Below are 12791 nucleotides of genomic sequence, written 5' to 3' on the forward strand. Positions count from 1 at the left end.
CAAACTCACCTTTATGGCGGATCGTGACCCATTTCACCGCAGGGTCAGCCGGTGAAGCGGGCAAGGTACCCGGCCACATCGGCCGGATCCTCCGTGGCCAGGCCGAGGTAGCCGTCGGGGCGGACGACGAACAGCCCGTCGCCGTAGACCGCGTACGCGCTGTTCGCGCCGTGCTCCGGGGCGTCGTCGATCCGGTGCGCGTGCACCAGGCCCGGATCCGCCCCCGGGCCCGCCCACGCCCCCGGGCCCGCCCACGCCCCCGGGTCCGGCGGCAGCTGGGCGGTCCCCAGGGCGAGCAGGGTGAAGTGCGGGCCGCGGAACAGGTCGAAGAGCCGGCCGCCGCCGGCCAGCGGCGCGTCCTGGGCCCGGTCGCCCGCGCGCGGCGCCGTGTCAGGCAGCGTTCCCCCGGGTAGCGCTGCGGGCCGGAGTTCCCGGGTGAGCGGCCCACCCCGGTAGTTCAGCTCCAGGCCGTGGGTGTCGGTGCCGCGCTGCCGGGCGGCGGTGTCGTCGCCGTCGCGGGTCGCACCGTGCAGCCGGGTGCTGAGGCCCAGGACGTCGGCGGCGATCGGCAGCCGCTCCTCCTCGTAGCTGTCGAGGAGCTCGGGTCCCGCACCGTGCCGCAGTACCTGGCCGAGCTTCCAGCCCAGGTTGTACGCGTCCTGGACGCCGGTGTTCAGGCCCTGCCCGCCGGCCGGTGAGTGGATGTGCGCGGCGTCGCCGGCGAGGAACACCCGGCCGACGCGGAAGCGGTCGGCCATGGCCGCGCTGGGGTGGAAGGCGGACGACCAGAGCACCTCGTGGACCTGCTCGGCGCCGATCGGCGTCCGGGCCCCGATGAGCTCGCGGATCCCCTCGACGGTGCCGTCCGGCTCGCTGCCGGTGTCCGTGTACTGGGCGAGCAGCTGGAAGTGGTCGGTGCCGGCCAGCGGGCAGAGCATGACGGTGCCGCCCTCCGCCTTGGGCCAGACGTGCCAGTGGTCGCGGTCGATGCCGCCGAGGAGCAGATCGGCGATCAGGATCGGGTGCGGGTCGATGGTCTCGCCGGTCATCCCGACGCCGAGCGCCCGGCGGCCGGTGCCGCGTCCGCCGTCGGCGGCGACCAGGAAGCGGGCCCGGACGGTGCCGGCCGTGCCGTCGGGAAGGGACAGTGCCGCGTCGACCCCGTCGGCGTCCTGGGTGATGCCGGTGAGCGCGGTCCCGAACTCGACGCCGCCGCCGAGTTCCCGCAGCCGCTCGTGGAGGATCTCCTGGGTGCGCCACTGGGTGAGCATCCATACCTCGCCGTACGGGGCCTGCGGCGTCGGCGCGAAGCGCTCCAGCAGGTCCCACTCACCGAGCCGCCGGTCGTCCTGCCAGCCCATCATCAGCGGGTACGGGCCGCCGGACGCGAGGACGGCGTCGATCACGCCGAGGTCGTCGAGGACCTCCAGGGTGCGCGGCTGCAAGCCCTTGCCGCGCGAGCCCGGGAAGAGCCGGTCCGACTGTTCGACGAGGCGGGCGGATATCCCCCGGCGGGCCAGGTCGACCGCGAGCGCCAGACCGGTGGGGCCTGCTCCGGCGATGAGTACGCCCACGTCGTGGGCGCTGTTGGGTGCCATGCGGACAGAGCGTACCGACGGGTTCCAGAAGCCAAGACCCTTTGCTTCATGGGTAGTTGAGAAAACGGTCAAGGTTCGGTCAGCGGACGGGAGCTTTCGGGACCATCGTCAGAAAGCGCTTGAGCCGGGGCGCCAGCGGACGTTCCACGAACCGGTGCAACAGCCACGCCAGCACCAGCATCGACCCGGCGGTGAGCGGCAGCACGGCGTACGACGGCATGTGCAGGCGCTGGTGCAGCTGGAAGATGACGACCCAGCCCAGGTGTTCATGGACCAGATAGAAGGGATAGGTCAGGATTCCCGCCGTCGTCAGCCAGCGCCAGTCGACGCCCGCGACCCGGGGCAGCAGGGTGACCGCCGCCACCGCCGCGAAGCCGAGGGTCACGATGAGGATGATCACCGACTCGGAGCGGTGCTGGAAGACGTGCGCGGCATGCGCGTTCGGGATCAGCCCCTTGACCGCGTAGTGCTGGCCGAACAGCCAGCCGACCCCGACGACACCCCAGGACAGCGGGTCGTTGCCGAAGCGGTGGACCAGATAGATCCCGATGCCGCCGATGAAGAACGGCGCGTACTCCGGCATCAGCACGGTCTTGAGGAACGCCTCGCCCGACGCGTCCGCGAGCACCGCGCCCATCGTCCACAGCCCGCAGAACGCCAGCACCCGGCGGCGGGTGGCGCCCGGCCACACGACGGCCAGCGCGAAGAGCAGATAGAACCGCAGCTCCGCCCACAGGGTCCAGCACACACCGAGCACCCGGTCGGCCCCGACCGGCATCTGCAGCATCGTCATGTTGGTGAGCAGATCGCTCGGCGAGACGGTCTTCCAGACCACACCGGGCAGTGCGAAGACGGCGGTGACCAGCAGGACGGCCGCCCAGTAGGCCGGGTACAGCCGGGTCGCCCGGGAGACCGCGAAGCCCTTGAGGGTGCGCCCCCAGCCGCTCATGCAGATGACGAACCCGCTGATCACGAAGAAGATCTGGACGCCGAGCGGCCCGTAGACGGCCACCTTCGACAGCTCGGGGAAGACCAGCGCGGGCGTCTGCCCCCAGGCCTTCCAGGCATCGCCGCCGCGCCCCGCGTAGTGGTAGAGGCACACCATGAGCGCGGCCACGAGCCGCAGCCCGTCGAGCGCCCGCAGCCGGCCGGGCCGCGGTGCGGCGGCCACCACCGCGTCCGGTGCGGCATCCGGTGCCGGGTCCTGAGCGGTGACCTGCTGGAGCTGGAGACTCATCCGATGGCAGCCTTCTTCAAGGCGCGTGCGCGGCGGGCGACGCGACGGAGCAGGGGATTGCGGGGCAGGAACGCCAGCTGCGCCGGGACCACGCCCGGCAGGGCCAGCGAAGCGAGCCGGCGGCGCTTGAAGTACCGCCAGGTACGGGCGTTCAGCTCCTTCGACAGATAGGAGACGGTCTCCTCGCGCAACTCCGGGTACAGCTCGGCCCGCATGCAGAACCCGACGGCGCGCAGCAGCGGCGTGAGGTCCCCGGCGATCCGTTCGGGGGCCGGCGGGGACCAGGTGCGGACGGCTTCGGCGTCGTCGAGATCGGGCAGCAGGGAGTCGACGATGGTGACCGGGACGCGATTGCTGTTCTGGTACGGCGACAGCCGCTCCAGCAGCATCTCCGTACCGGTCCGCGCCACCGGGATCCCGTAGAACGCCGAGGCGGTGAGCAGCGCCGTCGAGTAGCAGCCGACCACCAGCGCCGGACGGGCCCGCTGGTACAGCACCTCGGCCAGCACGGGGGAGTCCAGCACCGTCAGCTCCACACCGAGCGCGGCCGCCTCCCGCTCCAGCGGCTCCGACCAGTGCGCGGGGGCGATGGGGTGCGGCTTGAAGACGATCCGCCGGTGCCCGAGGGCCGCCGCGCCGCGCAGCATCCGCAGGTGCAGCTCCTCCTCCTCGACGGCCGTGAGGATCCCCAGCGCGGACAGGTACTGGCCGAGCAGCAGCGCCGCGTCCTCGGGGACCGCGGACAGCTCGGCCTCGTCCGGCCCGTCGCTCGCGTCGGCGAGTTCCGCCAGCACCTTGGTGAACTCCGCGGCGGGCACGATCCGCGGTTCGATGCCGTGCTCGGTCAGCAGCAGCGGCCGCAGTCCGGTCACCAGGTCGAGATGGAGCAGCTGGTTGATGCGGGTGGTCACCAGCGGTTCGAGCTTGTCGCGGGTCGGGCCGTACGACATGAGGCCGTCCGCGTAGACCTCGATCGGCGCGGCCGGGAAGAGCCGGACCAGCGCGGCGGCGGGTTTGACCTGGATCGACTCGACGATCAGTTCCACATCGTCGTCACCGAGGTCCCACAGCATCCGCAGATACCGCTCCCACATGGGGACGTCCTCCGGACGCGGCGCCCAGTCGCTGGGGTGCATCGGCGCGATGGTCTCGTTCCACGACAGCACCCGGTCGAACCGGCCGCGCAGCGCCCCGAAGCCGGGGGCCTCGTCGACGGCGGGCGTGGTCTCCGGAACGGCGGAGTTGTTGCTGATCAGCAGCAGCCGCCGGTCCGCGGGGCCGAACAGCCCGGCGTCCAGGGCCGCCGCGATGGTGGCGGCGCCGTACAGCGTCGACGCCACATGGATCTGGGTGCGTGCGCGGGCCATCAGGCGGCCACCGTCCCGGTCGAGGAGGCGAGCCGCCTTCGCAGGCGGCGGAGCGGGACGCTGCGGTCGACACCCATCGAGTCCAGCGCCTCCATGAGGATGTCCTGCGGCATCCGCTTCAGGGCGGCGGCGCTCATCGTCTTCAACTGGCGTGCGACCTGCGGTTCGAAGCGTTCGATGGAGTTGAGGTGGTGGGCGATGATCGCGCAGTAGGTCCGTACCGCCTTCGGCAGGAAGCGGTCCGCGTCCCGGTCGGCGGCGGTCTCCGCGAGCACCTGGTCGAAGGAGCGGATGAAGTCCAGCTGCCGTACGTCGCCGATCTGCGTGAGCGAGGTGGCGATGCCGCGCCGGTAGAAGACCCCGAGCAGGCCCACCACCGCGAAGGACGCCGCCTCCCGGTGCAGCCGCCAGATCCACGGCCGGTCCTCGGCGGTCCGCAGCCCGTCGGGGAAGTGCAGCAGCCCCGCGTCGGCGAGCCGGCGGTGGTAGATCCCGGCCCAGGCGAAGGGATAGTCGACGGAGGTCGGCCGCGCGGTGGGCAGGATCGCCTCCCGCGGGTTCAGCACCACCCCGCGCCGGCCGTGCGGCACATGAGTGATGACGCGGACCCGGTCGGTGCACTGCACATGGTCGGTACGGACGAAGTCGGTACCGAGCTCCTCGATGGCCGCGAGCAGCTGCGACAGATAGCCGGGGGCCAGCCAGTCGTCGCCGTCGAGGAAGGTGAGGAACTCGCCGCGCGCCGCGTCGATTCCGGTGTTGCGGGCGGTGGCCAGGCCGCCATTGGTCTCGCGCGCCACGAGAACGGAGCCGGGAAGGGTGCGTGTCGCCCGCTCCAGGATTTTCGGGGTGTCATCCGTCGAACGGTCGTCGACCAGGATGAATTCGAAATCCGGGCGGGAGTTCGCACGAAGACTTTGGAGCATGTCGGGTGCGAATGCCTGCACGTTGTAAAACGGCACAATGACGGAGAGCTTGACCACCTGCTGAACGTTAGGGGCCGACCGGACTCGGCGGCCGACATTGCGCGGACCCTCAGGTGAACGGCGCATGTCGGGACCATGAAGCAGCCGCCCCTTAAGCATGGTTGGGCAATTCGCGGCACGCTGTTTACCGTCCGTTGGCTCAACGTTGGAACGCTGCTCGGAACGGATTCCTAGCGTCTGCGTCGTGCCGAAAAGTTCTTCCGGTCCGTTGCGGATCACCGTTCTCGCCGATTCGGACACCCGTTGGAAATGGGGTGCGCTGACAGCGCGCCGTATTTCGTCCGATGTCCGGCTCGATGCCCGTCTGCTCCGTGGCCGGGCCACTCCGACGAGCCGCCAGCTCGCCGAGATCGGCATACCCGCGGAGTCGATGCGCGAGGTCACCGCCGCCGAGTTCCTGAGCGAGGCCGGCCACGGCCGGGACGCCGAGGGCGGCTGCGACGTGGTCGTACTCGCCTGTGTCGGCGGCACCGTCCAGGCCATGCTGCACGGTCTGGCCCGCGCCTGGGAGGGCAGCACCCGCCGCCCGGTGGTCGTCACCGGATACGTCGGCGTGGTCTACGAGAAGCTCGCCGACGGCCTGCTGCTGCGGGCCGGCGCCGATGTGGTGCTGGCCAACAGCGCGCACGACGCCCAGCGGTTCCGCGACACCTACGCGGGTGTCGGCGCTGACACCGCGGGCATCGTCGAGACCGCGCTGCCGTTCCTGGAGGGCGCGCCCTACCGGCCGTCGGACGAGCGGCCGTTCACCGTCACCTTCGCCGTGCAGCCGTCCGCGCCGGAAGGCCGTACGGACCGCACCTATCTGGCCCGCCGCGCGGTGGAGCACGCCCGGCGGCACCCGGAGCGCGAGGTGCTGGTCAAGCTGCGCAGCAAGCCCGGTGAGCACACCACGCACATCGAGGAGCACCCGTACCAGAAGCTCGTCGCCAAGCTCGGCCCGCCCGACAACCTGCGGCTGGTCTACGGGCACATGGGCGAGGTCCTGGACCGCACGGACCTCCTGGTGACCGTCAGCTCCACCGCGGCCCTGGAGTCCCTGCACCGCTCCGTCCCCACCGCCGTCCTCACCGACCTCGGCATCCGTGAGTCCCTCGGCAACCACCACTTCCTCGGCTCGGGCTGCTTCGCCTCCTGGGACCAGCTCGACGAGGGCCATGTCCCGCAGGCCGACCCCGGCTGGCTCGCCGCCCAGGGCGTGGCCTCGGAAGACCCGTTCGGGGCCCTGCGTGAGCGCGTCACCACCCTTGTCGCTGCCGGCGAACTGCCGCCGCCCGCGCCGTACTACACCCCGCTGACCGCCCCCGGCTATCTGCCGGGCGTGCTGGCCCGGCACGGCCTCGACGCCAAGGGCGAGCCGCTGCCCGGCGCGGTCGCCGAGCGCGAGCCCAGTGCCCTGCGCCGGGCGCTGCGGGACGCCGCGCGCAACTCCGCACGTACCGCCTACCGGCAGGGCGTGCAGCGCGTCGCGCCCGTCATCCGCCGCTGGGGCCAGCTGTGACGAACCGACCGACCGGAGCACCCGTGACCACCCCACTGTCCGCGCCCACTCCCGTTCCCGTTCCCGCGGGCGCCCGCGTCCTCGCCGTCATCCCCGCCCGGGGCGGCTCCAAGGGCGTCCCCGGCAAGAACCTCGCGCCCGTCGGCGGCGTCCCGCTGGTGACCCGGGCGGTGCGCGAATGCCTCGCGGCACGGCTGGTCACCGACGTGGCCGTGTCCACCGACGACCCCGCCATCGCCGAGGCGGCCCGCGCCGCCGGCGCCGAGGTCGTCCTGCGGCCCGCGGCCATCGCGGGCGACACGGCGAGCAGCGAGGCCGCCGTCCTGCACGCGATGGACGCCTACGAGGCGATGCGCGGCGGCGTTCTCGACGTCGTTCTGCTCGTGCAGTGCACCAGCCCCTTCCTCACCCGCGAGGAGGTCGACGGCGTCGCCGCCGCCGTCATCGAGGACGGCGCCGACACCGCGCACACCGTCGCCCCCTTCCACGGCTTCGTCTGGCGTGAGGGCGAGGACGGCGGTCAGGGGGTCAACCACGACAAGGCCACCCGCCCGCGCCGCCAGGACCGCCCCCAGGACCTGTTGGAGACCGGCGCCGCGTACGCCATGCGCGCCCCCGGTTTCCGAGCCGCCGGCCACCGGTTCTTCGGCCGCACCGCACTGGTCCGCACCGAACCGGCCCGCGTCCTGGAGATCGACGAGCCGGACGACGTCGTCCGGGCCCGCGCTCTCGCGCCGCTCCTCGACGCCGGCTCCACCCCCACCCTCGACGACATCGACGCGGTGGTACTCGACTTCGACGGCACCCAGACCGACGACACGGTGCTGGTCGACGCCCAGGGACGGGAGACCGTCGCGGTGCACCGCGGCGACGGGCTCGGCATCGCGGCACTGCGCCGCGCCGGACTCCCCGTACTGATCCTGTCCTCGGAGACCAACCCGGTCGTCGCGGCACGGGCCAGGAAGCTCCAGGTGCCCGTGCTCCACGGCATCGCCCGCAAGGACCTCGCCCTCAAGCAGTGGTGCGAGGAGCAGACGATCGCCCCCGAGCGGGTCCTGTACGTCGGCAACGACGTCAACGACCTGCCCTGCTTCGCGCTCGCCGGCTGGCCCGTCGCCGTGGCCAACGCCCACGACGTCGTACGGGCCTCGGCCCGCTCCATCACCTCCACCCCGGGCGGCCGCGGCGCGATCCGCGAGATCGCCGGGTGGATTCTCGGCCCGAATCTGGCCGCCCCTCCTACCGACCCTCCTTACGCACCCCTCACAGCAGTCCCCTCAGCACCTCTCTCCGCAAAGGATCTCTCCCAGTGACCAGCACCCCCCTGACCCCGAAGAACCTCCGTCCGGTCGGCACCCGCTACATCGGCACCGGACAGCCCGTCTACGTCACCGGCGAGATCGGCATCAACCACAACGGTGACCTGGAGAACGCCTTCGCGCTCATCGACGCCGCGGTCGCGGCCGGCTGCGACGCCGTGAAGTTCCAGAAGCGCACCCCCGAGGTCTGCACCCCGCGCGACCAGTGGGAGATCGAGCGCGACACCCCCTGGGGCCGCATGACGTACATCGACTACCGGCACCGCGTCGAGTTCGACGAGAACGACTACAACGCCATCTCCGACTACTGCCGCAAGCGCGGCATCGACTGGTTCGCGTCCCCGTGGGACGTCGAGTCCGTCGCGTTCCTGGAGAAGTTCGACCTCCCGGCCCACAAGGTCGCCTCCGCCTGCCTCACCGACGACGACCTGCTGCGCGCGCTGCGCGCCACCGGCCGGACGATCATCCTCTCCACCGGGATGTCCACCCCGAAGCAGATCCGGCACGCCGTCGAGGTGCTCGGCAGCGACAACATCGTGATGTGCCACGCCACGTCCACGTACCCGGCGAAGCACGAAGAGCTCAACCTGCGCATGATCAACACCCTGCAGGCCGAGTACCCGAACGTGCCCGTCGGCTACTCCGGCCACGAGGTCGGCCTCCAGACGACGCTGGCCGCCGTCGCCCTCGGCGCGGTCTTCATCGAGCGCCACATCACCCTCGACCGCGCCATGTGGGGCTCCGACCAGGCCGCCTCCGTCGAGTCCCAGGGACTGGAGCGCCTGGTCCGCGACATCCGCATCATCGAGACCTCGCTCGGCGACGGCGTCAAGAAGGTCTACGAGGGCGAGCTCGGCCCGATGAAGAAGCTCCGCCGCGTCCCCGGCGTCGTCGCCGAGGCCGAGGCGTCGGGCTCGGACCGCGCCACCGCCTCCGTCTGACGGACCGCGCCACCCCGGCCCGAGCGGCCGGGCCCCGCGCACGCCCCCATGACCCGAGGGCACCGCGCACCACGCGAACCATGAGAACGAGGAGTACGGGATGACCGCGCCCGCAACCGGCCGGGGACCGCTCGCACTGGTCGAGTCCCCTGTCCAGCTCCTCAACGTCCTGGAGTGGTCGCACATACACCCCCCGACCGCGGTCGCCGCACCGCGTCCCGGGGCGGCTCCGGCCGCCCCGGGCGGCGGCCCGGTCACCGGCCCGCTCACCGTCGTGGTGCTCTCGCCCCGCGACCCGATGAGCCGCGGGCAGCTGCGCCGCATGGCGGAGCTCGCCCGGGACGACGGCGTCACCGTCCGCTGGTTCGAGGCCCGCAGCAACCGGCTCGGCCTGCTGCGTACCGCCATGACCCTGGCGCCGCTGCTGCTGCGCGTACGCCACCTCGTCATCGGTGATCCGTTCTCCCGGCTGGTGCAGGTGCTCCTGCCGCTGTGCCGGGCCCGGGAGATCACCGTGGTCGACGACGGCACCGCCACCATGGAGTTCACCGAGATCCTGAGCAGGGGCGGCCGTCTGGTGCGCTGGCACCGCGCGGGCCGCCGGTCGCCCGTCGACGCGGCCTTCGCGGTCTTCGCCTCGGCCGCCCGCCGCCGGCTGACCCCCGGCCGCCGCCGCACCGTCGAACTCTTCAGCGCGATGCCCGCGACACCGCCGGCCGGGATGGCGCTGCGCGCCAACCGGTTCGCGTGGACGCGGTCGCGCTTCGGGCCGCCGCGGATCACCGCCGGCACCGACATCATCGGCACGTCCCTCGTCGAGACCGGGGTCGTCGACCTCGACCGTTACCTCGCCGCGGTCGCCACCCTCGCCGAATCCCACGGCGCCACCCGCTACTTCGCGCACCGCCGCGAGGACACGGCCAAGCTGCACCGGCTCGCCGTCCAGACCGGGCTGGAGATCGTCCGCCCCGACCTGCCGCTGGAACTGGTCGCCCGCCGGGGGCCGATCGGTCACACCGTGCTCAGCTTCCCGTCCACGGTCGTCCACACGCTGCCGCTCGCGCTGGCCGGCACCGGGGTCAAGGTCGTCGTCCGCGACATCGACGACGGCTGGCTCACCCACACCGCCTCACCCCGCGCGCAGGGCTTCCTCTCCGGCATCACCGGCACCGCCAGGGACCTGCACGGCCTGACCTCCGTCACCGCGACCGCTTAGGGGGCTGTGTCCAGGCCCGGATCCCCCCGCGGATCCAGTGGGCCGCGATGCCCGGCCCCTACGCTCCGGGCCACCGGACCCCGGTGTGGCACGGGACACCCCCTGCGCCGGAGCCGTTGCCTCGCGATCGATGGATCGTTGAGCGAGGATGGGATGGGTGGTGAAGGCCCAAGAGGCCGTGATACCCCCCAGAGGGATTGGGTATGCGCCGATCGGGTGATTTCTTCTCCTTCAACAGGAATGAATTTCTCTCGATCAACGCTGGAGGATCTCCCATGGGGCCTACGCTGTCGGAGGTGAACGACTCACCCGCAGTGCCATCCGGCGCGCTGCCCGCGGGGCTGCGCGCCGAACTGATCGCGTTCCGCCGGGACTTGAGCCGCCGCCCAGCAACGGGCCGGCCGGACTCCCACGACGCCGAGGCCGCCGCCGCGGCCGTTCTGGCCCGGCTGGAGCAGGACGGTCTACGGCCGCGGGTACTGCCCGGCGGGACCGGAATCGTCTGTGACATCGGCGCCACCGACCCCGCCCGTCCGCGTCTGGCACTGCACAGCGACATCGACGCGGTGCTGCTCGGCGCCGCTCTGGCGCTCGCCGCCCTGGAACGCGAGGGCAGGCTGCCGCGCCCGGTGCGGCTGATCCTGCAGCCGACGGACGAGGCGACCCCGGGCGGAGCGCTCGGCGCCATCGAGGCGGAGGTGCTGGAGGGCGTCGGCCGGATCCTCGCCGTGCACGGCGACCTGGACACCGACGCCGGACGGATCGGTCTGCGGCAGGGCCCGATCACCGCGGCCGTCGGCCGTCTGGTCCTGAAGCTCGACGGCGCGGGCGGCCACAGCGCCCGCCCGCATCTGACGACCGACCTGGTGATGGCCACCGCCAAGATGGCCACCGAACTGCCGGCCGTGCTGGCCCGCCGGATGGACCCGCGCTCCGGCGTCCGGGTCGTGTGGGACCGCATCGAGGCCGGCCACGCCTGCAACGTGATCCCGCAGCACGCGGAGCTGGAGGGCACCGTCCGCTGCCTGGACCTGGCGGCCTGGAACGACGCGCCCGACCTGGTGCACGAGGTGATCGACCAGGTGGCCGGCATGTACCGGGCGAAGTGCGAGATCCGGTACCAGCGCGTCGTCCCGCCGGTCGTCAACGAGGTGGAGTCGACGGAGCTGCTGCGCGAGGCGATCACGCTGAGCCGCGGCGCGCACGCCGTCGAGGACACCGGTCAGAGCCTCGGCTGCGCGGACTTCGCCTGGTACCTGGAGCACGTGCCGGGAGCGCTCGCCAGGCTCGGTCTGCGACCCGCCGACGGGCCGGCGCGACACGGCGTCCATCCGGGTGAATCCCAGGACGCCGAGGACCCGGTCGTGATCGGCGCCGAGCTGCTCGCAGGGGCTGCGCTGCTGGTCTGACGGTGGGTGGCGTGGTGCTTACGGGTGGTTCACCTGGCCGAAATGCGTCGATCCGATAACAGGTCTTCATTCAGCCTTTACCTGACATCTACGCGCGTTAAGCTCCCGCTTAGCCAGCGCCGGACGGGGCGCTTTCGAATGAAGGGGACCCTCGTGCGCCGGGTTACCAAGATCGTTGCTGCGGGTGTCGCGTCCGCGGCCCTCGCCCTCACCGCCACCGCGTGTGGCAGCAGCAGCTCCGACGACAGCAAGGACAAGGGCGTCGGTATCGCCTACGACGTCGGCGGCCGAGGCGACCACTCCTTCAACGACTCCGCCGCCAAGGGACTGGACAAGGCCAAGGCCGAGTTCAACCTGGGCAGCAAGGAGCTCACCGCCAAGAACACCGACACCGAGGCGGACCGCGAGCAGAAGCTCAACGACCTCGCCGGTGCGGGCTACAACCCGGTCATCGGTGTCGGCTTCGCCTATGCCGACTCGGTGAAGGCCGTCTCGAAGAAGTTCCCGAAGACGACCTTCGCGATCGTTGACTCCGTGGTCGAGGGCGCGAACATCGACAGCATCAACTTCACCGAGGAGCAGAGCTCCTACCTCGCGGGTGTCGCCGCGGCGCTGAAGACCAAGACCAACAAGGTCGGCTTCATCGGCGGCGTGGACACCACGCTGATCAAGAAGTTCGCGGCCGGCTACCAGCAGGGCGTCAAGGACACCAAGCCCGACGTCTCGGTCGACATCGAGTACATCACCCAGGGCGGCGACTTCTCCGGCTTCGCGAAGCCGGCTGAGGGCAAGGCCAAGGCCAAGGGCATGCTCGACCGCGGCATCGACGTGATCTACGCGGCCGCGGGCAGCTCCGGCTCCGGCGCCATCGAGGCCGTCGCGGGCAAGAAGGGCACCTGGGCGATCGGCGTCGACGGCGACCAGTACCAGGACAAGGGCCTGGCGCAGTGGAAGACCGCGATCCTGACCTCCGCCGTCAAGAACGTCGACGGTTCGGTCTACGACGTCATCAAGAGCGTCAAGGACGGCAAGCCGCTGACCGGCACGCACGTCTACAACCTCAAGGCGGGTGGCGTCGGCCTGGCCACCTCCGGTGGCTACATCGATGACATCCAGGCCCAGCTCGACGCCGCGAAGAAGAAGATCACCGACGGCACGCTGACGGTCCGGACGACTCCGACCAGCTGATCACCGACGCGAGGCCCGGCAGGGAACGT

The 12791-nt window shown here is 71.6% G+C and carries 10 protein-coding genes; 6 read left to right on the forward strand and 4 right to left on the reverse strand.

Features of this window, described 5'->3' with window-relative positions:
• Nucleotides 1-44: 44 nt before the first annotated feature.
• The 4 genes from O3W51_RS25685 to O3W51_RS25700 form a co-directional block, all read right to left on the reverse strand.
• On the reverse strand, nt 45-1598 hold the full coding sequence (locus O3W51_RS25685; RefSeq protein WP_269287418.1) for an FAD-dependent monooxygenase: 1554 nt from the start codon (nt 1596-1598) through the stop codon (nt 45-47).
• 79 nt (nt 1599-1677) lie between these two features.
• On the reverse strand, nt 1678-2835 hold the full coding sequence (locus tag O3W51_RS25690) for an acyltransferase family protein (protein ID WP_138352231.1): 1158 nt from the start codon (nt 2833-2835) through the stop codon (nt 1678-1680).
• Nucleotides 2832-4202 (reverse strand): polysialyltransferase family glycosyltransferase, encoded by a 1371-nt coding sequence (locus tag O3W51_RS25695; protein WP_138352230.1) that lies wholly within the window; start codon nt 4200-4202, stop codon nt 2832-2834. The genes O3W51_RS25690 and O3W51_RS25695 overlap by 4 nt, the downstream gene beginning before the upstream one ends.
• On the reverse strand, nt 4202-5185 hold the full coding sequence (locus O3W51_RS25700) for a glycosyltransferase family 2 protein (protein ID WP_138352229.1): 984 nt from the start codon (nt 5183-5185) through the stop codon (nt 4202-4204). The genes O3W51_RS25695 and O3W51_RS25700 overlap by 1 nt, the downstream gene beginning before the upstream one ends.
• Nucleotides 5186-5372: 187 nt before the next feature.
• Here O3W51_RS25700 and O3W51_RS25705 point away from each other — a divergent pair, with 187 nt between their 5' ends.
• From O3W51_RS25705 to O3W51_RS25730, 6 genes are all read left to right on the forward strand, one after another.
• Nucleotides 5373-6689: a DUF6716 putative glycosyltransferase gene (locus O3W51_RS25705; RefSeq protein ID WP_164294941.1), complete on the forward strand. Its 1317-nt coding sequence runs from the start codon at nt 5373-5375 to the stop codon at nt 6687-6689.
• A gap of 23 nt (nt 6690-6712) precedes the next feature.
• On the forward strand, nt 6713-8002 hold the full coding sequence (locus O3W51_RS25710) for an acylneuraminate cytidylyltransferase (RefSeq protein ID WP_269287420.1): 1290 nt from the start codon (nt 6713-6715) through the stop codon (nt 8000-8002).
• Nucleotides 7999-8949: an N-acetylneuraminate synthase family protein gene (locus O3W51_RS25715; RefSeq protein WP_381585549.1), complete on the forward strand. Its 951-nt coding sequence runs from the start codon at nt 7999-8001 to the stop codon at nt 8947-8949. Before O3W51_RS25710 ends, O3W51_RS25715 begins: the two co-directional genes overlap by 4 nt.
• A gap of 100 nt (nt 8950-9049) precedes the next feature.
• Complete coding sequence (locus O3W51_RS25720; RefSeq protein WP_164294940.1) at nt 9050-10165, forward strand: hypothetical protein; 1116 nt, start codon at nt 9050-9052, stop codon at nt 10163-10165.
• 275 nt (nt 10166-10440) lie between these two features.
• A complete protein-coding gene (locus tag O3W51_RS25725) occupies nt 10441-11574 on the forward strand; it encodes an amidohydrolase (protein WP_198357058.1) in 1134 nt (377 codons plus the stop codon).
• A 153-nt stretch (nt 11575-11727) separates the two neighbouring features.
• Complete coding sequence (locus tag O3W51_RS25730; protein ID WP_138352225.1) at nt 11728-12762, forward strand: BMP family lipoprotein; 1035 nt, start codon at nt 11728-11730, stop codon at nt 12760-12762.
• Nucleotides 12763-12791 lie beyond the last annotated feature (29 nt).

This window comes from Streptomyces sp. H39-C1, from assembly GCF_027158125.1.
In the GTDB taxonomy this organism is placed as follows: Bacteria; Actinomycetota; Actinomycetes; order Streptomycetales; family Streptomycetaceae; genus Actinacidiphila; species Actinacidiphila fildesensis.

Bases quoted from the DNA above. Each gene is read 5' to 3' on its own strand.
- O3W51_RS25685 (WP_269287418.1), bottom strand. From the start codon at position 1,598: ATGGCACCCAACAGCGCCCACGACGTGGGCGTACTCATCGCCGGAGCA.
- O3W51_RS25690 (WP_138352231.1), bottom strand. From the start codon at position 2,835: ATGAGTCTCCAGCTCCAGCAGGTCACCGCTCAGGACCCGGCACCGGAT.
- O3W51_RS25695 (WP_138352230.1), bottom strand. From the start codon at position 4,202: ATGGCCCGCGCACGCACCCAGATCCATGTGGCGTCGACGCTGTACGGC.
- O3W51_RS25720 (WP_164294940.1), top strand. From the start codon at position 9,050: ATGACCGCGCCCGCAACCGGCCGGGGACCGCTCGCACTGGTCGAGTCC.
- O3W51_RS25725 (WP_198357058.1), top strand. From the start codon at position 10,441: ATGGGGCCTACGCTGTCGGAGGTGAACGACTCACCCGCAGTGCCATCC.